We start from the raw sequence: 22,736 nt of genomic DNA on the forward strand, positions 1-22,736 counted from the left end.
GGAGGAACCGGTGGCGACTGCGCCTGGCGAGATGAATACCGCGCCAGTACGAGGACGATCCACCCGGCAGCGAGCCGCAGTGGCGGCGGCGCTGGACGAGGTGGCCGAGTTCCGCAGCGCCCAGGAACTCCACGACATGCTCAAGCACCGTGGTGACTCCGTGGGCCTGACCACCGTCTACCGCACCCTCCAGTCCCTCGCGGACGCGGGCGAGGTGGACGTCCTGCGCACCAGCGACGGCGAGTCCGTGTACCGCCGCTGCTCCACCGGCGATCACCACCACCACCTGGTCTGCCGCAAGTGCGGCAAGGCCGTCGAGGTGGAGGGCCCGGCCGTGGAGAAGTGGGCGGAGTCCATCGCGGCCGAGCACGGCTACGTGAACGTCGCCCACACGGTGGAGATCTTCGGCACCTGCGCCGACTGCGCGGCGGCCACGGCCTAGAGGCGGCGCAGGTTCCGTTCCAGGATCGCGCGCAGGCGGTCGACGTCTGCGGGCTCCTCGGCTCCCCTCTTCGGCACCGCCGCGAGGCAGCTCGCGCGCGGGCCCCCGACCAGGACGAAGAGCTCCGGCGTCTCGGCGTAGTGCGTGAAGAGCTTCCAGTCGGACGTGTACGACATGGTCTCGCCCGTGGTCGCGGTGCCCTGGTCGTCCACCACCGTGCGGCACTGCCCGTACGCAGCCCACACCGCGTGCAGCCGACGCGCCATGCCGCGTCGGCCCCGTACGGCACCGAAGAGTCCCGCGCCGAGTCCCAGCACCGCGCTGACCGCGAGGACAACCGGCAGGAACCCGCGGAACAGGCCGAACGCCACCACGACGACCGTGGTCATCAGCGGGGGCAGGAACGTCTCCGCACGCCCCGCCCCCGTCCGCCGGGCACGCACCCGGACGACCCCCTGCAGGTCGGCGAGCGTCAGCCGGTAGACGAAGGCGGCCTGCTCGGTCCGCTGTCCATGATCCTCATCCGTGTTCATGACAGCGGACCCTACCGGCGGGGCGGAGTCGGGCGGCCAGGTGCCGCCGTCAGCCGGCGGAGCCCTCCGGCTGGTTGGGGACGGCGCCGCCGAAGCGGCGGTCGCGCTGGGCGTACTCCAGGCACGCCGCCCAGAGGTTGCGCCGGTCGAAGTCCGGCCACAGCACGTCCTGGAAGACCATCTCGGCGTACGCGCTCTGCCAGAGCAGGTAGTTGGAGGTGCGCTGCTCGCCGCTCGGGCGCAGGAACAGGTCGACGTCCGGCATGTCCGGGTAGTAGATGTACTTGGCGAAGGTCTTCTCGTTGACCTTCGCCGGGTCCAGCCTGCCCGCGGCCACATCGCGCGCGATGGCCTGCGCCGCGTCGGCGATCTCCGCGCGGCCGCCGTAGTTCACGCAGAAATACAGGGTCATGGCGTCGTTGTCGACGGTCTGCTCCTGCGCGACCTGCAGCTCCTGGACGACCGACTTCCACATCTTCGGCATGCGGCCGACCCAGCGGATACGGATGCCCAGCTCGTTCATCTCGTCGCGGCGCCGCCGGATGACGTCGCGGTTGAAGTTCATCAGGAAGCGGACCTCTTCGGGCGAGCGCTTCCAGTTCTCCGTCGAGAAGGCGTACAGGGAGAGGTTCTTGACGCCCATCTCCAGGCAGCCCTTGAGCACGTCGAGCACGACGCCCTCGCCGACCTTGTGCCCCTCGGTGCGGGGCAGGCCGCGCTCCTTGGCCCAGCGGCCGTTGCCGTCCATGACGACGGCGACGTGGTTCGGGACCAGCTCGCCGGGAATCTTCGGCGGGACCGCACCGGAGGGGTGCGGCTCGGGAACCTTGTACTCCCGGCGAGAGCGTCCCAGAATCCCGCGTCGTGCCATGTGCCCAGCTCCTATTTCTCGACGTATCGCAGGGAGCGTAGCCCGCGCTCCAGATGCCAGTGCAAATAGGCGGAGACCAGCCCGCTGCCCTCCCGCACGTGACGCGCCTCACACGCGTCGGCATGCCCCCAGTCGCCCGTCAGCAGGGCGCTGAGCAGGGCGATGGCCTCCGACGAGGGTACGACGCTGCCGGGCACGCGGCAGTCCCCGCATATGACCCCGCCCGCGGCGACGGAGAAGTGCCGGTTGGGGCCGTGGATCCCGCACTTCGCGCAGTCCTCGAAGCTGGGCGCGTAGCCGTTGACGGCGAGCGAGCGCAGCAGGAAGGCGTCCAGGATGAGGTGCGGTTCGTGTTCGCCGCGCGAGAGCGTGCGCAGGGCTCCGACGAGCAGCAGGTACTGCTGCACGGAGGGCTCGCCCTCGTTCTCGGTGAACCGCTCGGCGGTCTCCAGCATGGCGGTGCCGGCGGTGTAGCGGGCGTAGTCGGTGACGATGCCGTTGCCGTACGGGGCGATGATCTCGGTCTGGGTGCAGAGCGGCAGGCTGCGGCCGACCAGGTCGCTGCCGCGGGCGAAGAACTGCACGTCGGCATGGGAGAAAGGTTCCAGCCGGGCACCGAACTTGGACTTCGTGCGCCGCACCCCGCGGGCGACCGCCCGTACCCGGCCGTGGCCCCGGGTCAGCAGCGTGATGATGCGGTCCGCCTCACCCAGCTTCTGGGTGCGCAGCACGATGCCGTCGTCGCGGAACAGACTCATGCGCCCATTGTCCCGTACGGGGAACCACCCGGAGACAGCGATGACCCCTCGCCCGGACGTCGCCCGGGCGAGGGGTCGGCACCCCTTGGGGGTCAGGGAGCGGACGGGGACGGCGTGGGGTCGGCGTCGTCCGCCTTCTCCGCGGAGGGGGCCGGGGCGGCGGCCTGGGCGGGCACCGCCGCGGGGACCTCGGGGGCGGAGGCGTCGGAGCCGGGCGCCGTGTCGGCCCCGGCCGCGCCGAGGGCCCGGGCTCCCGCCTCCGGGGCGTCGTGGGCGTCGTCCTTCGCCAGGCCGTTGAAGATGAGGTTGAGCACGATGGCGGCCGTGGCGCCGAGGGTGACACCGCTGTTGAGCAGCGAGGACAGGTCCGCGTCCATGTGCTTGCTGAAGAAGGCCGGCACGGTGGCCGGGAGCAGGGCGAAGGCGAGGGAGACGCCGACGATCAGGGAGTTCTTCTCCTCCTTGAGGTCCACCTTGCCCAGGGTCTGGATGCCGGCCAGGGCGACCATGGCGAACATGACGGTCGCGGCGCCGCCGAGGACCCCGTGCGGGACGGCGGCGACGATCGCGGCGGCCTTCGGCAGCAGACCGAGGACGATCATGAAGACACCGGCGGCGACCACCACGAAGCGGCTCTTCACCTTCGTCATCCGCACCAGGCCGACGTTCTCGGCGAAGGCGACGTACGGGAAGGAGTTCAGGACACCGCCGAGCGCGGTGGCGGCGCCGTCGGCGCGCAGGGCGCGGGCCACGGTCTCGCTGTCGACCTCCTTGCCGACGATGTCGCCGACGGCGTAGGTGTCACCGGTCGTCTCGACCATGGTGATCAGCATCACGATGAGCATCAGGACGATCGGGAACCACTCGAACTTCGGGACGCCGAAGTGGAAGGGCGTGGTGACGCCGATCCAGTCGGACGTGCCCACGTCGCCGAACTTCGCGTCGCCGAGGAGGAAGGCGACCCCGGTGCCGGCGACCAGGCCGAGGAGGATCGCGATGCTGGAGAGGAACGGCCTGCCGAGCTTCATCAGGACGAGGATGAAGAGCATCGTGCCGCCGGCGTAGGCGAAGTTCTTGGGCTCGCCGAAGTCGGGGCTGCCGAGTCCGCCGGCGGCGTCGTTGAGGCCGACCGGGATCAGGACGATGCCCAGCACGGTGATCACCGTGCCGGTGACGACGGGCGGGAAGAGCCGCATGACCATCCGGAACGCCTTGGCGGGCAGCCAGGCGAAGGCGAAGGTGGCGATACCGGCGGTGATGACCGCGCCGTAGATGACCAGCAGGGCGGCCGTTCCGCCACCGGCTCCGAGGCCGATGGCGATCATCGGGGACACGGCGGTGAAGGTCACGCCCTGGATCAGCGGCAGCCGCGCGCCGATCCGGCCGATGCCCCAGGCCTGGATGATCGACGCGATGCCGCAGGTGAAGAGGTCCGCGTTGATCAGGTAGACCAGCTGTTCAGGGCTCAGCTTGAGTGCGCTGCCCACGATGATCGGGACGATCACCGCGCCGGCGTAGAAGGCGAGTACGTGCTGGAAGCCGTACAGCGCGAGCTTGGGGAGGGGGAGCACCTCGTCGACCGGGTGCGTGCTCTGCTTTCCGTCGGTGGAAAGCCGGGCGGCGACACGTGCCATCTCAGCCTTGCCCTTCGAGGTAGGTAAGTGAGAGGAGATCTGGTTGTCCCTGGGCGAAGTGGGTCGTTAACCCGTTGGTTCGCCAGGGTTTTCAGTACGTTCACGTGGGTCGAAGTCCCGCTGTGCGGGGCGGCGGCTTCTCGGCGTGTGACCGGAATTGAACGCCTGTGGGAGGCCTCACAGATATCGTCGACTTCTACAAACTGTTGACCATACCTGGCCTCAGATCTGTGGATTTCTCCAGTGGCGGAGGAAGCGGCGCGAGGGTATGAGCCGGACCTTCCGCAGGAGGGCGTTCGGGCCGTGCGAGAGCGGACCGCACCGGCCATGAGCTGCCACGACGTGCTGTGCGGCCCTTCGGTGACGCACAAGGGAAGGGCCCGTCCCGGCGCCCCCGCGGGCGGCCGGAACGGGCCCGGAGTCACAGACTCCACCGTTCCCCAACTGTTCACCAGGCGAGATTTCGGCCCCCCGCGAGGCTGGATCGTTACGTCTGACCGGCCGCTTCCGGACGGTTCCGGGCGGCGCCGGCCCCCTCAGGGCGCGCGCACCGCCGACAGCAGCCGGGCCACCTCGTCCGCCCCGATCCGCAGCGCCGACCCGACAGTGGCGAGCACCTCGCGCTCGGCCGGGATGTACGGGCCGTCCGCGAGGGCGATCCGCGCGCCCTGGAGCAGGATCGACTCCCGGCCGGGGCCGGCCAGGTGCGGGGCGAGCGGCTCCAGGGCCTCGTGGAGCTCTATCGACAGCGCGGCTCCGCAGCACTCCGGGATGTCGTACAGCCCGAGCCGGCCCTCGTCCGTGGACAGCGCCTCCACAAGGGACTCCAGCTGCCCCTCGGTGCAGTCCTGGAAGCCCGCGGCCCGTACGGCGCACACGGCGGCCTCCAGCGCGCTGCGCGAGGCCGTCCCGCCAGCCGTGAGCACGGCCAGCGCCACGGTGTGCACGGCGTCCCGCAGGAGCGCGGTGAACCGGGTGGTGGTGAGGTGGTCCAGGGCGTCGGTGCCGAAGCGCGCGCGGCAGCCCTGGCACTCCACGACGGGCCCCGCCTGCCCGCGCGGCAGCAGCGGCACCCCGAGGACGGTGAACCGGCGGCGGCCGGTGCGCCTGCGGTAGTTGCGGTCCCCACCGCAGTCCGGGCAGAAGAACTCCCCGTCACCCACGGTGCTCCAGGTGGTACGGATGCCCCAGGCCGTCAGCTTCCGGCCGTCCCCACCCCGAACTGGCAGCACGTCGCACCTCCGTGGTCGTCCGGCGGCATCGCCGGCTTGGCGTGATGTTAGCCACATCGGTGAGGATGCGTCAGTCGTGCGACAAGACAACATGCCCCCGCGGGGGAGTTGGCCGATCTGCACCCCCGGTTCCGCCAGGGGTCTGCCGCGTGCACGCGAGATCGTCCGCGGGGACCGGGCTGCGAGCAGGTCCGGCCGGGCCGCGGCCGTGCTGTGGCCCGCTCCGGGGCCCGGGTGGCCGCGGCCGATGTCAACGGTCCCGGGGGGGGAGGCGCGCGTACGGATCCGGCCGCCGAGGGCCACGCGATCACCGCGGTGCGCGGTGGCGTCTGCGATCCGGACGGCAGCCGGGCGGTGGTCGCCGCCGCGGAGGCGGGGAACGGCGGAACCCCGCCCCTCCGGCGGGAGGAGCGGGGTTCACCTGCGAGCGGTCAGCGGCCCGCGCGGTTGACGGCGGAGATGACCGCCTTCAGGGAGGCGCGCGTGGTGTTGGCGTCGATGCCGATGCCCCACAGCACACGGCCGTCGATCGCGCACTCGATGTAGGAGGCGGCCACGGCGGACGCGCCCTCGCTCATGGTGTGCTCGGTGTAGTCCAGCAGGCGGGCGTCGACGCCGATGCCGGCCAGCGCGTCGAAGAAGGCCGAGATCGGACCGTTGCCGGTGCCGCTCAGGACCGTCTCGACGCCGTCCACGACCGCCTCGACGGTCAGCGTGTCGGTGCCGTCCTTGTCGGTGGCCGTCGAGCCGGAGCGCAGCTGGATGCGGCCCCACGGGTTCTCCGGGTTGGGCAGGTACTCGTCGGAGAACACGTCCCAGATCGCCTTCGGCGTGACCTCGCCGCCCTCGGCGTCCGTCTTGGCCTGGATGATCCGGGAGAACTCGATCTGCATGCGGCGCGGCAGGTCCAGCTTGTGGTCGTTCTTCAGGACGTACGCGATGCCGCCCTTGCCGGACTGCGAGTTGACCCGGATGACCGCCTCGTAGGAGCGGCCGACGTCCTTGGGGTCGATGGGCAGGTACGGGACCGCCCACTCGATGTCGTCGACCGTCTTGCCCTGGGCGGCCGCGTCGGCCTCCATGGCGTCGAAGCCCTTCTTGATGGCGTCCTGGTGGGAGCCGGAGAAGGCGGTGTAGACCAGGTCGCCCGCGTAGGGATGGCGCGGGTGGACGGGCATCTGGTTGCAGTACTCGCTGGTGCGGCGGATCTCGTCGATCTGCGAGAAGTCGATCTGCGGGTCGATGCCCTGGGAGAACAGGTTCATGCCCAGCGTGATCAGGTCGACGTTGCCGGTGCGCTCGCCCTGCCCGAACAGGCAGCCCTCGATGCGGTCGGCACCGGCCATCAGGGCCAGCTCGGCGGCGGCGACGGCGGTGCCGCGGTCGTTGTGCGGGTGGACGGAGATGCAGATGTGCTCGCGGCGCGTCAGGTTGCGGGCCATCCACTCGAAGCGGTCCGCGTGGGTGGACGGCGTGGAGCGCTCCACGGTGGCGGGCAGGTTCAGGATGATCTCGCGGCCCTCGGCCGGCTGCCAGACGTCACAGACGGCCTCGCAGACCTCCAGGGCGAAGTCCAGCTCGGTGTCGGTGAAGATCTCCGGGCTGTACTGGTAGCCGAAGGTGGTCTCCGGGCCCAGCAGCTTCTCGGCGTACTCCATGACCAGGCGGGTGCCGTCGACCGCGATCTGCTTGATCTGCTCCTTGGAGCCGCGGAAGACGACCCGGCGGAAGGTCGGCGCGGTCGCGTTGTACAGGTGCACGGTGGCGCGCTTGGCGCCGACCAGGGACTCGACGGTCCGCTCGATCAGGTCCTCGCGGGCCTGGGTCAGTACGGAGATGGTCACGTCGTCCGGGATCGCGCCCTCTTCGATGATGGAGCGCACGAAGGCGAAGTCGGTCTCGCCGGAGGAGGGGAAGCCGACCTCGATCTCCTTGTAGCCCATGCGCACCAGCAGGTCGAACATCTCGCGCTTGCGGGCGGGGGTCATCGGGTCGATCAGGGACTGGTTGCCGTCGCGCAGGTCGGTGGAGAGCCAGCGGGGGGCCTTGGTGACGCGGGCATCGGGCCAGGTGCGGTCCGGGATGTCCACCTGCTCGTAGGAGCCGTACTTGTGGATCGGCATCCCGGAGGGCTTCTGGGAGTGCGTCGCGTTCGTGATGGGCGTGGGGCGACCGACAAAAGGCTGCTGGCTCATGGCGTTGGGCTCCTCGCGTGTCCGCGGTAGTTCGCTGGGACGGCCGACGGCGGTAGTGAAAACCGCAACACCAAACTCCGCGGGGAGGGGGCCGGCCTACGACTACAGACCCTCGCCGCGGCAGCTAAGGAGAAGAAGCAGCCCGAAACGCATGATGGGCCGAGCCTAGCCGAGCCGCGCCGTAACGCGAGGACCTGTTCCAGTATGCAAGACCCATGCGTCCGATTTGCACCAAATGTGAGCTAAGCCTCGTTCACTCCGCACGCGTCGAGGCGATCCCTCGAAGGACGCCCGGACCGGCCGTGCGGTCGGACCACCGCGCCCGCCGCGAAGGTCTCACCCCGGCCAGGCACGTTTCTGCAGCGGCGGGACGTGACACAACCGAATGAATCATGGTTGCGCCTAGTGACATCACGGTGACTCGGTGCCACATTGCCGGGCATGGATGCCTCCCACACTCACCGCCACCCCGTCTTCTGCACGGTCGTGCCGCCCCACCTCCTCGACAGGGCCGCGCTGTCCGGCAACACCCGGCGCGCCGACCTCGCCCAGCGCACCCTCGAACGTGACTCCCTGCTGCGCACCCGGCGCCAGGTGACCGCCGTGCGCGGGATCGCGGCCACGCTCGCCGCGCCGGCCGGCGACGACCCGCAGCGGACGGTCTTCGACGCCCGGCACCGCACGCAGCTCCCCGGGACGAAGGTCCGCGAGGAGGGCGACCCGCTGAGCAAGGACGCCACCGTCAACCGCGCCTACGCCGGGCTCGGTGCGACCTACGAGCTGTTCCTGAAGGGTTTCGGGCGCCGCTCGATCGACGATTCCGGACTCCCGCTGGACGCCACCGTCCACTACGGCGAGGACTACAACAACGCCTTCTGGGACGGCCAGCAGATGGTCTTCGGCGACGGGGACGGGGACCTCTTCCTCGATTTCACCGTGTCGGTGGACGTCATCGGACACGAGTTGACCCACGGTGTCACCCAGTACACGGCGAACCTGCGCTACCGCGGCCAGTCCGGCGCCCTGAACGAGTCCATGTCGGACGTCTTCGGCTCACTGATCAAGCAGTACTCGCTGGAACAGACGGCCGAGGACGCCGACTGGCTGATCGGCGCCGGACTGCTCGGCCCCAACGTGACCGGGGTCGCGCTGCGCTCGATGAAGGCGCCGGGCACGGCGTACGACGACGACGAGCTCGGCAAGGACCCGCAGCCGGCCACCATGGACGACTACGTGAACACCCACAGCGACAACGGCGGGGTCCACATCAACTCCGGCATCCCCAACCACGCCTTCTACATCGCGGCGACCGAACTCGGCGGCAAGGCCTGGGAGCGCGCCGGACAGGTCTGGTACGACACCCTCACCGGCGGGGACCTCACCCCGAAGGCGGACTTCGCGGACTTCGCCCGGCTCTCGACGGCGGCCGCCGCGACCCGGTACGGGGAGGGCGGCGCGGAGCACCAGGCACTCCAGAAGGCGTGGTCGGCCGTGGGCGTCCCGCTCGCGGGGTAGACAGCTCCCATGCGGATTCAGGTGGTACGGACGGGCGGCTTCGCGGGCATCGAACGCCGGGCCGAGGTGGACACCTCGGGCCTGCCGGACGAGGAGGAGTGGCAGGCCCTGGCCCAACTCGCGCTGCGGCCCGGTCCGCCGGGCGACCCGGCGGACCGGGTTCGGGACGGCTTCTCGTACCGGATCACGGTGGACGGGCGGACGGTTTCCTGCGCCGAGCCGCGCCTGTCGGAGGCCCAGCGGGCGCTGATCTCACGGGTCCTGAAAGAAGGTGCCTGAGCGACGCCCCTTTGCTTGGATGGCCGGATGACCAATCCCATGATCGATTCGACGTTGTCCGAGCTGGAGCGGTACTACGACACGGTGCCGCGGGTGGGCGGCGCCCGGGCCGAGGACTTCGGGCCGCTGACCCTGTTCGTCCAGGAGGGCGCGGGCTGGCCGTACTACGCGCGGCCCGCGCTCGGCGGCTCCGACGCGACGGCCGCCGACGTGGAGCGGGTGCTCGCCCGCCAGCGCGAACTCGGCGTCCCGGAGGCCTTCGAGTGGGTCGCCGAGACCAGCCCGGCGCTGCGCGCCGCGGCGGAGGCGGCGCGGCTCCACGTCCACGAACACCCGCTGATGGTGCTGGAGGCCGGCGAAAAGCTGCCCCCGCACCCGGAGGTGCGGCTGCTCGGCGCCGAGGATCCCCTGCTGGCGGCCGCGCTGACGGTCCCGGCACTCGCCTTCGCGGACCCGGGGACGGCCGTCGGCGAGGCCGGTCCTGCGGAGCTGGCGGCCGCGCTGGCGGACCCGTCGGTGGAGACCCGCCGGGCGAGCGTCTCGGAGAAGCTCGCGGCGGGCACCTCGGGGATGGCCGCGGCGGTGCGGGACGGCGTGGTGCTGTGCTCGGGCATGTTCAACCCGGTCGGCGATGTCGCCGAGGTCGTGGGCGTCGGCACCCTCCCGTCCGCCCGCCGTCAGGGCCTGGCCCTCGGGGTCACCGCGACCCTGGTCGCGCAGGCCCGCGCACGGGGCGCCCGTACGGTCTTCCTCTCGGCGGGCGACGAGGACGTGGCCCGGATCTACGCCCGCGCCGGCTTCCGCCGGGTGGGCACGGCCCTGATCGCGGAGCCGCCGGCGGAGCCCGCGGCATGACCGACTGGTTCCGGCTGCTGCGGCGCCGCGGCCGTTTCGATCGACAGACGGGACCGGCGGACGCACCCCCGGCGTCGGCCCCGCTGTCCGAGGCCGAGGTGGCCGAGGCCGAGCGGGACCTGACCGTGCGCTTCCCGCCCGGCTACCGCACGTACCTGCGGGAGGTGAGCGCCGGGGGCGGACGCATACGCCGGCTCCGGCGCGGGCCGGAGGGCTGGTGGTGGGACGCGAACCACGAGACGCGGCGCGACCTGCTGCCGCTGCCGTTCCCGCACCCCGACTCCTACGAGGCCGAGGACGACGAGCAGTGGGCGCGGGAGCCGCAGTCGGCGGACTTCGCGGACGACCGGGCCTACGCCGAGGCTTGGGCGCGCTGGGACGAGGAGGGCGAGGGGTGGCAGGACCGCAAGACGGCGGGCGCCGTCGTACTGCAGGAGAACGGCTGCGGCTTCCGCACCTTGCTGGTGCTCAGCGGACCGCTGGCCGACACGGTGTGGTGGGACGGCCGGGCGACCTGTGACCGGATCGTGCCGCTCTCCTTCGACCACCCCAGCGGGGCGCCCCCGCTGACCTTCCGGGAATGGCGGGACATGGGCCTGACCGGCCACGAGCGCCTGCTCGGACCCGACTGGGGCCGGCCTGCGCCCCTCTGACCACCGGGCGCAGTTTGCCGAGTCGGCAACAATGTTTGCCAGTGGTGGCGGGTCGGGCGCAGCATCGGGGGCACGAGACGCCGAGCGGAAGAGGCCCCCATGACCCAGCACGACCACCACACGCACGAGCACGCGCACGAGCACGAGCACGCGAGCGCGCCGGAGAACGAGAACGGCCCCGTCGCCGGCGGCGAGGAGTTCTGGGACGAGCGCTACGGCGAGAGCACCCGCATCTGGAGCGGCAATCCGAACGCCCTCCTGGTCCGCGAGGCCCAGGACCTCGCCCCCGGCCGGGCGCTCGACCTCGGCTGCGGGGAGGGCGCGGACACCGTCTGGCTGGCCCGCCGCGGATGGCGGGTCACCGCCACCGACATCTCGAAGGTGGCCCTCGGCCGCGCGGCCGAGCACGCCGCCGAGGCGGGGGTCGCCGACCTCGTCGACTGGCAGCAGCACGACTTCGCGCAGTCCTTCCCCGAGGGGGAGTTCGACCTCGTCTCGGCGTGCTTCCTGCACAGCTACGGCGAGTTCCCGCGCGAGCGGATCCTGCGCAGGGCCGCCGCCGCGGTGGCCCCCGGCGGGACCCTCCTCGTGGTGGGCCACGCGGGAGGGCCGTCGTGGAACCCGGAGGCCCTCGCGGACATCCACTTCCCGACCCCGCAGGAGGTCCTCGCGCAGCTGGAGCTGCCGGAGGGCGGCTGGAAGGTCCTGACCGCGGCGGAGCACGTCCAGCCCATGACCGACCCCGAGGGCCGGCCCGGGACCCGCCCCGACAACGTGCTGAAGGTACGGCGCGTGGCCTGAGGGCTGTCCCTTCAGGGAGTCAGGGGGCCGGAGCCGGGGCCGGTCAGAAGCCGAGCTTGCGGAGCTGCTTGGGGTCCCGCTGCCAGTCCTTGGCGACCTTCACGTGGAGGTCGAGGAAGACGGGGGTCCCGAGCAGCGCCTCGATGTGCTTGCGCGACTTCATCCCGACCTCCTTCAGGCGGGAGCCCTTCGGGCCGATGATGATGCCCTTCTGGCTCGGCCGCTCGATGTAGACGTTGGCGTGGATGTCGAGCAGCGGGCGGTCCGCCGGGCGGTTCTCGCGCGGGATCATCTCCTCGACGACCACGGCGATGGAGTGCGGGAGTTCGTCGCGTACACCCTCCAGCGCGGCCTCACGGATCAGCTCGGCGACCATGACCATCTCGGGCTCGTCGGTGAGGTCGCCCTCCGGGTACAGCGGCGGGCTCTCGGGCAGCAGCGGCGCGATCAGGTCGGCCAGCAGCTGGACCTGGCTGTCGCCGACCGCCGAGACGGGGACGATCTCGGCCCACTCGAAGCCCAGCTCCTCCGCGAGCTGGTGGACGGCGATGAGCTGCTCGCCCACCACCTTCGACTCGACGAGGTCGGTCTTGGTGATGATGGCGATCTTGGGGGTCTTCTTGATCCCCGCGAGCTCCTTGGCGATGAACTTGTCGCCGGGGCCCAGCTTCTGGTCGGCCGGCAGGCAGAAGCCGATCACGTCGACCTCGGCCCAGGTGGTGCGCACGACGTCGTTGAGGCGCTCGCCGAGCAGGGTGCGCGGCTTGTGCAGGCCGGGCGTGTCGACGAGGACGAGCTGCGCGTCGGGGCGGTGCACGATGCCGCGGACGGTGTGGCGGGTGGTCTGCGGCCGGTTGGAGGTGATCGCGACCTTGGTGCCCACGAGTGCGTTGGTGAGGGTCGACTTGCCGGCGTTGGGACGGCCGACGAAGCAGGCGAAGCCCGCACGGTGCGGGGCGGTGGACTCGGGGGAACGATCGCTCATACGGGCCATTCTCCCCGATGCGGCTCCCAGCGCCGACCAGACCAGCGCGACGGCGGCGAGCACGGCCGCGAGCGGCGGGTGCGCGGCGTAGGCCGCACGGCCCTGAGCTGTGGTTCCGTCGGCCCGCGCGGCCACCGTGACCTGGAACGTTCCGCGCCGGGCGGGCCGCCCCAGCGGGTTGCGAGGCGTACCTCCTGACCCCGCGGCAGTTCGGCGGGCAGCCCGGTGAGCCCGCGGTCCCGGCCCGGACCGGGAGCTTCGCGCCGCGGCGCCGCTGCCGGGCGCCGCCCCGGACACCCCGCGCCTTACACCCCGGAGAGGCTGGGACTGCCGGGCCGCGGCCGGCCATGGGCGTGCCCCGCAGGGGCGAGGCTGGATGCGCCCGGGCACCGCGGGTGGCGTGGCCCGGGCTCGTCGGCACCGCGCCGGGGGGCTGCGGGCGGCTCGTCGGCGCCCCCGCCGGAAGGCTAGTGCCGCGCCAGGCAGCGTTTGCCCGTCAGGAGCGGCGTCCGGTGCGTGCTCTCGGCGTGCCGGCGCGTGCCGGACGCCGCTCCTTCTCCCGCGCTGGAACTCCAGACAGGACCTAGGACCCGGCGGGGGTCGTGGACCTCAGGGTGCCGTCCGGGGCCGCCAGGAGGACCGGGGTGTCCGGGCCGCCGAGGTCGCGGACGGCCGCGCGGTCGGCCTCCGCCGGGGTCTCGGCCGCGCTCACGACGGCCGCGGCCTCCAGGGAGCGCGCCCCGCTGGCCACGGCCATCGCGACCGCGGTCTGCAGCGCGCTCAGCTTCAGGGAGTCGAGCTCCACCGTCCCCGCGACGTACGTCCGTCCCGTCTCGTCCCGCACCGCCGCCCCCTCGGGCACCCCGTTGCGGGCCCGGGCGCTGCGCGCCAGCGTGATGATCTTGCTGTCCTCGGGGTCGATCCCGGTGCTCTCCGTCATGGTCGAAAGCATAGGGAGCCCCCCGCCCGGGCAGCGCAACGACCCCGCCGGGGCCCGGATCAGGGCCGGTCGAGCTTCAGGCGCTCCGCCCGCGGCAGCCCCGCGACCACCAGGTCGTACGAGTCCTCGACGAGCTCGCGCAGCAGCGCGTCGGGGATCCCGCCCACGGTCACCGTGTTCCAGTGCCGCTTGTTCATGTGGTAGCCCGGCGCGATCGCCTCGTGCTCCTCGCGCAGCCGCACCACCTGCTCCGGTTCGCACTTGAGGTTGATCTTCAGCGGCTCGGCGTCCAGCGCGCTGAGCGCGAACATCTTGCCCTTCACCTTGAACACCGAGGTCTCGGGCGTGAAGGGGAACTCCTCCACCGCCGCGTTGAAACCCAGCAGGAACCGCCGCAGCTGCGCCGGGGTCATTCCCCCTCCTCCCCCGCGGCATCCACCGCGGCCACCGGTTCGACCAGCACCGTCACGATCTTGTTCCGCCGGCCCGCCGGCGACTCGGCCGTCAGCCGCAGCGGACGCCCGTCGGGCAGTTCGACCACCGCCGAGGCGCCCGCGATCGGCACCCGCCCCAGCGCCTTGGCCAGCAGTCCGCCGACCGTCTCGACGTCCTCGTCGTCGAACGCATCGACCTTGAAGAGCTCGCCGAGGTCGGTGATGTCGAGGCGCGCCGTGACCCGGTAGCGGTCCTCGCCCAGGTCCTCGACCGGCGGGAGCTCCCGGTCGTACTCGTCCGTGATCTCCCCGACGATCTCCTCGAGGATGTCCTCGATGGTGACGATGCCGGCCGTGCCGCCGTACTCGTCGATCACGACGGCCACGTGGTTGCGCACCTGCTGCATCTCGCGCAGCAGGTCGCCCGCGTTCTTGGTGTCCGGCACGAAGACAGCCGGCCGCATCGCCGTCGACACCAGGTCGGTCTCGGCGTCGCGGCTGATGTGCGTCTTGCGGACCAGGTCCTTCAGGTAGACGATCCCGACGATGTCGTCCTCGTTCTCCCCGGTGACCGGTATGCGCGAGAAGCCCGACCGCAGGGCGAGCGTGGTCGCCTGGCGGACCGTCTTGTAGCGCTCGATGCAGACCAGGTCGGTGCGCGGCACCATCACCTCGCGCACGAGCGTGTCGCCCAGTTCGAAGACCTGGTGCACCATCCGGCGCTCGTCGTCCTCGATGAGCGATTCCTTCTCGGCGAGGTCGACCATCGCCCGCAGCTCGGCCTCGGAGGCGAAGGGTCCCTTGCGGAAGCCCTTGCCGGGCGTGAGCGCGTTGCCGACGAGGATCAGCAGCTGCGGGATCGGTCCCATGATCCTGGCGAGCGGTACGAGGACGTACGCGGCCGCCGTCGCCGTGTTCAGCGGGTGCTGGCGGCCGATCGTACGGGGGGAGACGCCCACGGCGACGAAGGAGACCAGCACCATGACGGCGATGGCCACGAGCAGGGCGGTCCAGTTCTCGCCGAACTCGTCGAGGCAGACGTAGGTGACGAGGACCCCGGCCGCCATCTCGCAGGTGACCCGGACCAGCAGCGCCACGTTGAGGTAGCGGGTGGGGTCGCCGGCGACCTGGGCGAGCTTCTCGCTGCCGCGCCTGCCCTCCCGTACGGCCTGTTCGGCACGGAAGATCGAGATGCGGGCGATGCCGGACTCCGCGCACGCCGCGAACCAGGCCACGACCACCAGCAGCACCGCGCCGGTGATCAGTTGCGGGGCGCTCACGAGACGGTGGGAGCCGGGGACGGGCCGGTCAGCCCGCGCTCACCGCGCCAGCCGTCCACGATGGCCGCCTGGAGGCCGAACATCTCGGCCTTCTCGTCCGGCTCCTCGTGGTCGTAGCCGAGCAGGTGCAGCACCCCGTGGACGGTCAGGAGCTGGAGCTCCTCGTCCATGGAGTGCTGCGTCGGGGCTTCCTCACCCTGCTTCTTCGCGACCTCGGGGCAGAGCACGATGTCGCCGAGGAGCCCCTGCGGGGGCTCCTCCTCGTCCTTCGCCGGCGGACGGAGCTCGTCCATCGGGAAGGACATGACGTCGGTCGGGCCCGGCAGGTCCATCCACTGGATGTGGAGCTGCTCCATCGCGGCCTCGTCGACGACGATGACGGAGAGCTCCGAGAGCGGGTGGATCCGCATCCGGGTGAGCGCGTAGCGGGCGATGTCGAGGATCGCCCGCTCGTCGACCTCGGTTCCGGACTCGTTGTTGACGTCGATCGACATGGTGCGCTGGGTTCTACTTCCGCTGGTAGCCGTTGACGGCCTGCTGGCCGTCGTCGTACTTCTCGTACGCGTCGACGATACGGCCGACCAGCTTGTGCCGGACGACATCCTCGGACGTGAGCCTGGAGAAGTGGATGTCGGGTACCCCGTCGAGGATTTCCTGAACCTGGCGCAGACCGCTCTTGGCCCCGCCGAGCAGGTCGATCTGGGTGATGTCACCGGTGATGACGATCTTCGAGTCGAAGCCGAGCCGGGTCAGGAACATCTTCATCTGCTCGGTGGTCGTGTTCTGGGCCTCGTCGAGGACCACGAACGCGTCGTTGAGCGTGTTGTGCGTCAGCAGGTAGTCCTGCGTCACGTACAGCGAGTCCTCGGCAGCCACCTGGATGCACACCGCCTCCTCGCGGCCTGCGGGCTCGATGGAATCGATGAAGCGCATCGGACGCCCACCGCCGCCAGCTGCGTGGTACGCGTCCCGCTTGCGAGCGAGCCGGAAGGGCTCGACGTCCTCGGGGAGCCGGATGTCGACGACGTGCGCGTCGTACCGGTGTGCGGCGATGGCCGTGCCCTGCACCCGGTCCTCCGCCATGCGCCGCCGGGTGTAGGCCACCCCGCCGAGCGACTGGACGAGAGCGATCACGTCGTCCCGCAGGACGATCGAGGCAGTCGAGTACTGGATCCGGCAGGTACGGTCCCGCTGGGTGACCGGGCCGCCGTCGGAGTCGAGCAGGCCCTGCAGGACCGCGAGGCGGACCTCCGCCGTGTTGAACAGGTAGTCGTCGGGCACGAACTTGGAGTGCGAGCGGCTGCCGAGCAGATCCAGTTCACGCATCGCCCGGGTGACCGGATTCACCAGTGTGACCACGTCGCCGGGGGACTTCGTCCTGTTCAGGACGTAGTCGGGACCGCCCTTGTGTCGTGCGGTGACTCCGGGAAGCGCCGTCTCCAGGGCTCGGACGAGCTCCTCGTCCTCCGTGGAGAAGGAGGGCGTGGTGGAGCCGGTGAGGCACCCGTCGCCGAGCAGCAGACCAAGCGCGTAGGGGTCCATGGGGACCTCACGCTCGGGGAAGGCGACGGGAGCGGTGAGCATCGGCAGTTCGTAACGGCGGGCGTGTCCCGCACGGAGGTTGCCGATCATCTCCTTGGTCTCCAGGACCCGCCACGGCTTGTCACGGCGCTTGTCGTCGCGCGTCCTGACCGTCCACAGGTGCTCGCCACAGCTCAGCGTCCAGGACCCGTCCTGGGCCGTGACGCGATAGATGTCCTTCTCGCCCTGCGGGTAGACGCCGAGGACCGGGGTCGGCTCGCCGTTGGACCCGACGACGAGGTCGCCCACCTGGAGATCACCGATGGGGCGCCAGCCGTCCGGCGTGAGTACGTTGGTGAAGACCGGCTGCGCCCTACCCCGCATATAGGCCAGCGGCGCGACCTCGATCGTGCCCGCCGCCATGAGCCGCGGGATCGAGTCGGGGTCGAGCATGTCGTGCAGCGCGTCGTAGAGCGGGCGCAGGTAGGGGTCGATCTTGTCGAACAGGGTGCCCGGCAGGAAGCCGAGCCGCTCCCCCGCCTCGACGGCGGGCCGGGTCAGGATGATCCGGCTGACCTGCTTGGACTGCAGGGCCTGGACCGCCTTGGCCATGGCGAGGTAGGTCTTGCCGGTACCGGCGGGGCCGATGCCGAAGACGATCGTGTTCTTGTCGATCGCGTCGACGTACCGCTTCTGGTTGAGGGTCTTGGGGCGGATGGTGCGGCCGCGGCTGGAGAGGATGTTCTGGGTGAGCACCTCGGCGGGCGTCTCGGGCCCGTCGCCGTTGCCGTTCGCGCTCGCCTTGAGCATGGCGATCGAGCGTTCCACTGCGTCCTCCGTCATCGGCTGCCCGGTGCGGAGCACCAGCATCATCTCGTCGAACAGTCGCTGGATCAGGGCGACTTCCGCCGCTTCTCCGATCGCGCTGACCTGGTTGCCCCGAACATGGATGTCGGCCTTCGGGAAGGCCTTCTCGATCACGCGCAACAGGGCGTCGCCCGAGCCGAGCACCGTCACCATCGGGTGCGTCGCCGGTACGGTGAAGTGCGCTCGCGCCTGCCCCGGCGCGGGGATGTGGGCTGTCGATGTCTGAGTCATGGGCCGGCACTGTGGCCTGCGCATACCTCCCGCTGAGGGGCCGCGCCGATCGACGACCTCCGGAATACCAAGCGTACGTCGCCGCCGCTGCTTCCCCGAGAGGTTTTACCCGCCGCCCCCGGGGCTGCCCGGCTCCGAGGCTCCCCGGCTACGCGGAGTGCGGGAAGCCGATGGTCGGCACGGCCCTGCGCCGGGCGGCAGGTGTCGCGGCCGACGGGATCAGGTCGTCCAGGAAGCCGTAGCGGCCGCGCAGCGCGTGCGGGGCGGCCCGCCACCAGTGGGCCACCTCCGGCCAGCCGGGGGCCGACAGGGAGCCGCCGAACTCCTGGACCGACAGGGCGGCGGTCAGCCCGGCGAAGGCCAGCCGGTCCGCCAGCGGCCAGCCCGCCAGGGTGCCGGTGACGAAGCCCGCCACGTAGACGTCCCCCGCCCCCGTGGGGTCCAGGGCGTCGACAGCGATGCCGGGGACGTGCGCCGTCTCCCCGGTGCGCCCGTCCACCGCGTACGAGCCCTCGGGGCCCAGGGTCACCACCGCGATCGGCACCTTCTCGGCCAGTGCGCGGGCGGCCGCCCGCGGGCACTCGGTGCGTGTGTACCGCATCGCCTCGCCGGCGTTCGGCAGGAAGGCCTCACAGTGCTCCAGGTCGGCCAGGGCCCCCAGGTCCCAGCGCCCGCTCTCGTCCCAGCCCACGTCCGCGAAGACCCGCGAGCCGCGCCGGGCCGCCTCGCCGATCCACTCCTCGCCGCGGCCGGGCCCCAGCGAGGCCACGGCGGCGCGGGCCCGCGGCGGGCACTGCGGGACGGCCCCGGGGCCGGCAGGCGGAGGGGCCTCGTGGCCGTGGGAGACCATCGTGCGCTCGCCCTCGTAGGCCATCGACACGGTGACGGGGCTGTGCCAGCCGGGGATGATCCGCGACATGGACAGGTCGATGCCCTCGCCCTGCTCCAGGGCGTCCCAGCAGTACTCGCCGTAGTGGTCGTCCCCGAAGGCCGCGGCCAGCGAGGTGCGCAGGCCGAGCCGGGCCAGGGCGGTGGCCATGTTGGCGACACCGCCGGGGCTGGAGCCCATGCCGCGCGCCCAGGACTCCGTACCGCGCACGGGCGCCGAGTCGAGGCCGGTGAAGATGATGTCGAGGAAGACCGTCCCGGTCAGGAAGACGTCGCAGCCCGGTTCCTCCGGGTCGCGCAGCGGACCGAGCGGGTCCAGGGCTGCGGTGCGGCTGTCGAGGTCCCCACTGGTCACGGTGGTCTCCCCTGTCGGTCTCGAAGGGCCGTTTCTCGGTGAAAGCTGCCAGGTCTTCCCGCCCGGGGCGGGATCAAAACCCAGTGTGGCGCAGGTCTCCTCGAACATGCCCTCCGCGCCGGTCGCCGGAACCGGCGGAAGCCCGGCCCGGGGGCGGCATGCGCCCCGGGCCGCCCCCGTCAGCCCCGCTTCGGCAGCGGCACCCGCATCAGGTCCGCGGCCACGGTGAGCTCCCCCTCGAACCCCGCCGCCCGCGCCTGGCGCTCGAACTCGGCGGGGTCGGTGTAGCGCTGCGAGAAGTGCGTCAGCACGAGGTGCCGTACGCCCGCGTCCCGCGCCACCAGCGCCGCCTGCCCGGCGGTGAGGTGCCCGTGGTCGGTGGCCAGCCGTTCGTCCTCGTCGAGGAAGGTCGACTCGATCACCAGCATGTCGCAGCCCTCGGCGAGCTCGTCCACACCGGGGCAGAGCCGGGTGTCCATGACGAACGCGAAGCGCTGCCCGGGCCTGGGCTCGCTCACGTCCTCCAGGGCGACCTCACCGAGCCGTCCCTCCCGCTGGATCCGGCCCACGTCGGGGCCCTTGATCCCGTGCCGGGCGAGCTGTTCGGGCACCATCCGGCGCCCGTCGGGCTCGGTGATCCGGTAGCCGAAGGACTCCACCGGGTGCGAGAGCCGCCGGGCCTCCAGGACGTACGAGGCCCCGCGCGCCACCGGCCCGTCCTCGGACACCGGTTCCTCGATGAGCGGCACGGTCTCCCGGTAGGCCGTGGCGTACCGCAGCCGGTCGAAGAACCTCTGCCCCGACGCCGGGTAGTGCGCGGCGACGGGGTGCGGGACCTGGTCGAGGTTGATCCGCTGGATCACCCCGGCGAGGCCGAGGCTGTGGTCACCGTGGAAGTGGGTGACGCAGATCCGGTTGATGTCGTGCGCGGCCACCCCGGCACGCAGCATCTGGCGCTGCGTGCCCTCGCCCGGGTCGAAGAGGATGCCCTCGTCGTCCCAGCGCAGCAGGTAGCCGTTGTGGTTGCGGTGGCGGGTGGGCACCTGGCTGGCGGTGCCCAGCACCACGAACTCTCTGACGGACACGTGCTACCCCGGGGGCCACTGGAGGCCGCGGCCGCCCAGGACGTGCGCGTGGGCGTGCCAGACGGTCTGTCCGGCGCCGGAGCCGGTGTTGAAGACGACCCGGTAGCCGTAGTCGTCGATCTTCTCGTCGGCGGCGACCTGGGCGGCCTCACGCAGTATGTCGGCGGCGACGGCCGGCTCCGCGGCCGCGAGGGAGGCCGCGTCGGGGTAGTGCACCTTGGGGATGACGAGCACGTGCGTGGGCGCCTGCGGGTTGATGTCCCGGAAGGCGACGGTGGTCTCGGTCTCCCGTACCACCGTCGCCGGGACGGCACCCTCGACGATCTTGCAGAACAGGCAGTCGGCCTGCGGTTCCCCGGCCATTGCTCACCCTCCCGTGATGTTGATCGGTCGGGGCATCGTATCCAGCCGGGCGCCCGCGGCGGGCGTGTGTTCCGGCCGGTCAGGCCCAGCGTCCGGTACGGGCCAGCAGGACCGCCGCGGCCGCGGTGCCGGCGGTGGAGGTCCGCAGGACGGAACGGCCCAGGCGGTAGGGGTGCGCCCCGGCCGCGGCGAAGACCTCCAGCTCCTCCGGGGACACCCCGCCCTCCGGGCCGACCACCAGGACGACGGAACCGGAGGCGGGCAGCTCGGCCGTGGCCAGGGCCTGCGAGGGGGTGTCGCGGTCCTCGTGCAGGACCATCGCCAGGTCGACGCCGGCCAGCAGCGCCGCGACCTGCTTGGTGGACATGGCCTCTGCCACCTCCGGGAAGCGGACCCGGCGGGACTGCTTGCCCGCCTCCCGGGCCGTGGCCCGCCACTTGGCCAGGGACTTGGCGCCGCGGTCGCCGCGCCACTGCGTGATGCAGCGCGAGGCCTGCCAGGGCACGATCGCGTCCACGCCGGTCTCGGTCATGGTCTCGACGGCCAGCTCGCCCCGGTCCCCCTTGGGCAGGGCCTGGACCACGGTGATGCGGACCGCGGGCTCCTCCTCCCGGCCGGCCGAGGTGACCGCGACGACGAGCCGGTCCTTGCCCTCGGCCGCCTTCACCACCGCCTCCGCCCAGCCGCCCCGGCCGTCCGTCAGGACCACCTGCTCGCCCGGGTTCAGCCGTTTCACGGACACGGCGTGCCGGCCCTCCGGGCCGTCCAGGACGAACTCCGCCCCTGCGGGGACCTCTTCGACCACGAACACCGGGGCCGTCATGACGCACTCCTCATCTGCATTTCCTTCAACGTGCTCTGCGCCTCGGCCAGTTCAGCCGCCAGCACCTCCACCAGCTGCGCCGCCGGAAGGGCCCGGGCGAGCCGGTGCCCCTGGCCCGCCCACAGGGCCATGCCCTGCGGGTCGCCGGCCGCGGCGGCCGCCTTGCGCAGCCCCGAGGTCAGGTGGTGGACCTGGGGGTAGGCGGCCGGCGCGTAGGGGCCGTGCTCCCGCATGAAGCGGTTGACCAGCCCGCGCGCCGGCCGCCCGGAGAAGGCCCGGGTCAGCTCCGTCCGGACGAAGAGCGGATCGGTCAGCGCCTTCTTGTGCACGGGGTCCGCCCCCGATTCCGGGCAGACCAGGAAGGCCGTCCCGAGCTGCGCCGCCGCCGCGCCGGCCGCCAGCAGTGCGGCGATCTGCGCACCGCGCATGACGCCGCCAGCCGCGATGATCGGCAGGGCCACCGCCTCCCGTACCTGCGCCACCAGCGCGAGCAGTCCCACCGCCGCCGTGCCGTCGATCTGCGGGTCGTCGCGGTGGGTGCCCTGGTGGCCGCCGGCCTCGACGCCCTGGACGCAGACGGCGTCGGCGCCCGCCTGCTGGGCGCTGCGGGCCTCCTCCACGGAGGTCACGGTGACGACGGTGTACGTGCCGGCCTTGCGCAGGGCGGCGAGGGCCGCGGGGGCCGGGCAGCCGAAGGTGAACGACACGACCGGGACCGGGTCCTCAAGGAGGATGGCGAGCTTGGCGTCGTAGCCGTCGTCGCTGGTGCCGATGATGTCCTCCTCTGCGAGCGAGATCGCGTACCAGCTGGCCTCGCCGGCCAGCTGCCCGCGGTACGCCTCCACCGCGGCCGGGTCGACGTGGCCGGTCTGCGGCATGAAGAGGTTGACACCGAAGCGGCGGCGGGTGAGCGCGCGTACCTGCTTGATCTCCTGGTACATCCCGTCGGCGGTCTTGTAGCCCCCGGCCAGGAAGCCCAGCCCGCCCGCCTCGCACACGGCGGCGACGAGCGGCGGGCAGGAGGCGCCGCCCGCCATGGGGGCCTGCACGATCGGGTGGGAGGAGAGACCGTTCGCCGCGGTGGACATGGACTGCATCGTGCCACGTCCGGCCCATGGGGCCGAATCACCGCATTCGCCTGGCATAGTCCGCTTCCCGGCGGGCCCGCCGGCGGCTCCGGCAGCCACGCGAAGAGC

23 protein-coding genes are annotated in these 22,736 nt (G+C 71.8%); 6 read left to right on the forward strand and 17 right to left on the reverse strand.

Annotated elements, in window-relative coordinates; genetic code table 11:
• Positions 1 to 10 precede the first annotated feature (10 nt).
• Complete coding sequence (locus ACFWFZ_RS12600) at positions 11 to 442, forward strand: Fur family transcriptional regulator (protein WP_387120736.1); 432 nt, start codon at positions 11 to 13, stop codon at positions 440 to 442.
• Here the strand turns inward: ACFWFZ_RS12600 and ACFWFZ_RS12605 are convergent.
• The 6 genes from ACFWFZ_RS12605 to leuA form a co-directional block, all read right to left on the reverse strand.
• Entirely contained in the window at positions 439 to 975 is a 537-nt protein-coding gene (locus tag ACFWFZ_RS12605; RefSeq protein ID WP_387120739.1) for a YcxB family protein, read from the reverse strand. The two genes, ACFWFZ_RS12600 and ACFWFZ_RS12605, sit on opposite strands and share 4 nt — an antisense overlap.
• A 49-nt stretch (positions 976 to 1,024) precedes the next feature.
• Positions 1,025 to 1,846: an isoprenyl transferase gene (locus ACFWFZ_RS12610; protein WP_387120742.1), complete on the reverse strand. Its 822-nt coding sequence runs from the start codon at positions 1,844 to 1,846 to the stop codon at positions 1,025 to 1,027.
• Between the two features lie 11 nt (positions 1,847 to 1,857).
• Positions 1,858 to 2,604 (reverse strand): DNA repair protein RecO, encoded by a 747-nt coding sequence (gene recO / locus ACFWFZ_RS12615; protein ID WP_136230740.1) that lies wholly within the window; start codon positions 2,602 to 2,604, stop codon positions 1,858 to 1,860.
• Between the two features lie 92 nt (positions 2,605 to 2,696).
• Positions 2,697 to 4,238, reverse strand: a complete 1,542-nt coding sequence (locus ACFWFZ_RS12620; protein WP_387120746.1) for a nucleobase:cation symporter-2 family protein — start codon at positions 4,236 to 4,238, stop codon at positions 2,697 to 2,699.
• Positions 4,239 to 4,774: 536 nt separating this feature from the next.
• Positions 4,775 to 5,470: a TerB family tellurite resistance protein gene (locus ACFWFZ_RS12625; protein ID WP_387120750.1), complete on the reverse strand. Its 696-nt coding sequence runs from the start codon at positions 5,468 to 5,470 to the stop codon at positions 4,775 to 4,777.
• Between the two features lie 431 nt (positions 5,471 to 5,901).
• The gene (gene leuA, locus ACFWFZ_RS12630) at positions 5,902 to 7,665 is read right to left on the reverse strand and encodes a 2-isopropylmalate synthase (RefSeq protein ID WP_387120754.1); all 1,764 of its coding nucleotides are present in this window, start codon (positions 7,663 to 7,665) and stop codon (positions 5,902 to 5,904) included.
• A gap of 441 nt (positions 7,666 to 8,106) precedes the next feature.
• On the opposite strand from leuA, the gene ACFWFZ_RS12635 reads away from it, so the two are divergent.
• From ACFWFZ_RS12635 to ACFWFZ_RS12655, 5 genes are all read left to right on the forward strand, one after another.
• Positions 8,107 to 9,180: a M4 family metallopeptidase gene (locus ACFWFZ_RS12635; protein WP_387120757.1), complete on the forward strand. Its 1,074-nt coding sequence runs from the start codon at positions 8,107 to 8,109 to the stop codon at positions 9,178 to 9,180.
• A 9-nt stretch (positions 9,181 to 9,189) separates the two neighbouring features.
• Positions 9,190 to 9,459, forward strand: coding sequence for a protealysin inhibitor emfourin (locus ACFWFZ_RS12640; protein ID WP_030027862.1), 270 nt, complete (start codon positions 9,190 to 9,192; stop codon positions 9,457 to 9,459).
• 27 nt (positions 9,460 to 9,486) lie between these two features.
• Positions 9,487 to 10,314, forward strand: a complete 828-nt coding sequence (locus ACFWFZ_RS12645) for a GNAT family N-acetyltransferase (protein WP_387120760.1) — start codon at positions 9,487 to 9,489, stop codon at positions 10,312 to 10,314.
• On the forward strand, positions 10,311 to 10,967 hold the full coding sequence (locus ACFWFZ_RS12650) for an SMI1/KNR4 family protein (RefSeq protein ID WP_387120763.1): 657 nt from the start codon (positions 10,311 to 10,313) through the stop codon (positions 10,965 to 10,967). The genes ACFWFZ_RS12645 and ACFWFZ_RS12650 overlap by 4 nt, the downstream gene beginning before the upstream one ends.
• A 99-nt stretch (positions 10,968 to 11,066) precedes the next feature.
• Complete coding sequence (locus ACFWFZ_RS12655) at positions 11,067 to 11,768, forward strand: SAM-dependent methyltransferase (protein ID WP_387120766.1); 702 nt, start codon at positions 11,067 to 11,069, stop codon at positions 11,766 to 11,768.
• A 43-nt stretch (positions 11,769 to 11,811) separates the two neighbouring features.
• On the opposite strand, the gene era is transcribed toward ACFWFZ_RS12655, so the two are convergent.
• The 11 genes from era to ACFWFZ_RS12710 form a co-directional block, all read right to left on the reverse strand.
• Positions 11,812 to 12,762 (reverse strand): GTPase Era, encoded by a 951-nt coding sequence (gene era, locus ACFWFZ_RS12660; protein ID WP_364845441.1) that lies wholly within the window; start codon positions 12,760 to 12,762, stop codon positions 11,812 to 11,814.
• A 574-nt stretch (positions 12,763 to 13,336) separates the two neighbouring features.
• Positions 13,337 to 13,693: a cytidine deaminase gene (locus ACFWFZ_RS12665; RefSeq protein ID WP_387120769.1), complete on the reverse strand. Its 357-nt coding sequence runs from the start codon at positions 13,691 to 13,693 to the stop codon at positions 13,337 to 13,339.
• A 59-nt stretch (positions 13,694 to 13,752) separates the two neighbouring features.
• Positions 13,753 to 14,106 (reverse strand): MmcQ/YjbR family DNA-binding protein, encoded by a 354-nt coding sequence (locus tag ACFWFZ_RS12670; protein ID WP_387120772.1) that lies wholly within the window; start codon positions 14,104 to 14,106, stop codon positions 13,753 to 13,755.
• Complete coding sequence (locus ACFWFZ_RS12675) at positions 14,103 to 15,407, reverse strand: hemolysin family protein (protein WP_387120775.1); 1,305 nt, start codon at positions 15,405 to 15,407, stop codon at positions 14,103 to 14,105. Before ACFWFZ_RS12675 ends, ACFWFZ_RS12670 begins: the two co-directional genes overlap by 4 nt.
• Positions 15,404 to 15,901, reverse strand: a complete 498-nt coding sequence (ybeY, locus tag ACFWFZ_RS12680; RefSeq protein WP_387120778.1) for an rRNA maturation RNase YbeY — start codon at positions 15,899 to 15,901, stop codon at positions 15,404 to 15,406. The genes ACFWFZ_RS12675 and ybeY overlap by 4 nt, the downstream gene beginning before the upstream one ends.
• Before the next feature lie 13 nt (positions 15,902 to 15,914).
• Positions 15,915 to 18,026, reverse strand: coding sequence for a PhoH family protein (locus ACFWFZ_RS12685; RefSeq protein ID WP_387120781.1), 2,112 nt, complete (start codon positions 18,024 to 18,026; stop codon positions 15,915 to 15,917).
• Positions 18,027 to 18,174: 148 nt separating this feature from the next.
• Complete coding sequence (locus ACFWFZ_RS12690) at positions 18,175 to 19,353, reverse strand: carbohydrate kinase family protein (RefSeq protein WP_387121318.1); 1,179 nt, start codon at positions 19,351 to 19,353, stop codon at positions 18,175 to 18,177.
• Positions 19,354 to 19,448: 95 nt separating this feature from the next.
• Entirely contained in the window at positions 19,449 to 20,354 is a 906-nt protein-coding gene (locus ACFWFZ_RS12695; RefSeq protein ID WP_387120784.1) for a ribonuclease Z, read from the reverse strand.
• A 3-nt stretch (positions 20,355 to 20,357) separates the two neighbouring features.
• Positions 20,358 to 20,717, reverse strand: a complete 360-nt coding sequence (locus ACFWFZ_RS12700; RefSeq protein ID WP_387120787.1) for a histidine triad nucleotide-binding protein — start codon at positions 20,715 to 20,717, stop codon at positions 20,358 to 20,360.
• Positions 20,718 to 20,796: 79 nt separating this feature from the next.
• Positions 20,797 to 21,540, reverse strand: coding sequence for a 16S rRNA (uracil(1498)-N(3))-methyltransferase (locus ACFWFZ_RS12705; RefSeq protein ID WP_387120790.1), 744 nt, complete (start codon positions 21,538 to 21,540; stop codon positions 20,797 to 20,799).
• Positions 21,537 to 22,628, reverse strand: coding sequence for a nitronate monooxygenase (locus ACFWFZ_RS12710; protein ID WP_387120794.1), 1,092 nt, complete (start codon positions 22,626 to 22,628; stop codon positions 21,537 to 21,539). Before ACFWFZ_RS12710 ends, ACFWFZ_RS12705 begins: the two co-directional genes overlap by 4 nt.
• Positions 22,629 to 22,736 lie beyond the last annotated feature (108 nt).

The sequence above is a fragment of the Streptomyces sp. NPDC060232 genome, assembly GCF_042726555.1.
Classification (GTDB): Bacteria; Actinomycetota; Actinomycetes; order Streptomycetales; family Streptomycetaceae; genus Streptomyces.

Excerpts from the sequence above, each read along its gene's own strand:
- ACFWFZ_RS12670 (WP_387120772.1), bottom strand. The coding sequence starts at position 14,106 with ATGACCCCGGCGCAGCTGCGGCGGTTCCTGCTGGGTTTCAACGCGGCG.
- ybeY (WP_387120778.1), bottom strand. The coding sequence starts at position 15,901 with ATGTCGATCGACGTCAACAACGAGTCCGGAACCGAGGTCGACGAGCGG.
- ACFWFZ_RS12685 (WP_387120781.1), bottom strand. The coding sequence starts at position 18,026 with ATGACTCAGACATCGACAGCCCACATCCCCGCGCCGGGGCAGGCGCGA.
- ACFWFZ_RS12655 (WP_387120766.1), top strand. The coding sequence starts at position 11,067 with ATGACCCAGCACGACCACCACACGCACGAGCACGCGCACGAGCACGAG.
- ACFWFZ_RS12645 (WP_387120760.1), top strand. The coding sequence starts at position 9,487 with ATGACCAATCCCATGATCGATTCGACGTTGTCCGAGCTGGAGCGGTAC.
- era (WP_364845441.1), bottom strand. The coding sequence starts at position 12,762 with ATGGCCCGTATGAGCGATCGTTCCCCCGAGTCCACCGCCCCGCACCGT.
- ACFWFZ_RS12640 (WP_030027862.1), top strand. The coding sequence starts at position 9,190 with ATGCGGATTCAGGTGGTACGGACGGGCGGCTTCGCGGGCATCGAACGC.
- recO (WP_136230740.1), bottom strand. The coding sequence starts at position 2,604 with ATGAGTCTGTTCCGCGACGACGGCATCGTGCTGCGCACCCAGAAGCTG.
- ACFWFZ_RS12635 (WP_387120757.1), top strand. The coding sequence starts at position 8,107 with ATGGATGCCTCCCACACTCACCGCCACCCCGTCTTCTGCACGGTCGTG.
- leuA (WP_387120754.1), bottom strand. The coding sequence starts at position 7,665 with ATGAGCCAGCAGCCTTTTGTCGGTCGCCCCACGCCCATCACGAACGCG.
- ACFWFZ_RS12620 (WP_387120746.1), bottom strand. The coding sequence starts at position 4,238 with ATGGCACGTGTCGCCGCCCGGCTTTCCACCGACGGAAAGCAGAGCACG.
- ACFWFZ_RS12700 (WP_387120787.1), bottom strand. The coding sequence starts at position 20,717 with ATGGCCGGGGAACCGCAGGCCGACTGCCTGTTCTGCAAGATCGTCGAG.
- ACFWFZ_RS12610 (WP_387120742.1), bottom strand. The coding sequence starts at position 1,846 with ATGGCACGACGCGGGATTCTGGGACGCTCTCGCCGGGAGTACAAGGTT.
- ACFWFZ_RS12705 (WP_387120790.1), bottom strand. The coding sequence starts at position 21,540 with ATGACGGCCCCGGTGTTCGTGGTCGAAGAGGTCCCCGCAGGGGCGGAG.
- ACFWFZ_RS12650 (WP_387120763.1), top strand. The coding sequence starts at position 10,311 with ATGACCGACTGGTTCCGGCTGCTGCGGCGCCGCGGCCGTTTCGATCGA.
- ACFWFZ_RS12710 (WP_387120794.1), bottom strand. The coding sequence starts at position 22,628 with ATGTCCACCGCGGCGAACGGTCTCTCCTCCCACCCGATCGTGCAGGCC.
- ACFWFZ_RS12665 (WP_387120769.1), bottom strand. The coding sequence starts at position 13,693 with ATGACGGAGAGCACCGGGATCGACCCCGAGGACAGCAAGATCATCACG.
- ACFWFZ_RS12605 (WP_387120739.1), bottom strand. The coding sequence starts at position 975 with ATGAACACGGATGAGGATCATGGACAGCGGACCGAGCAGGCCGCCTTC.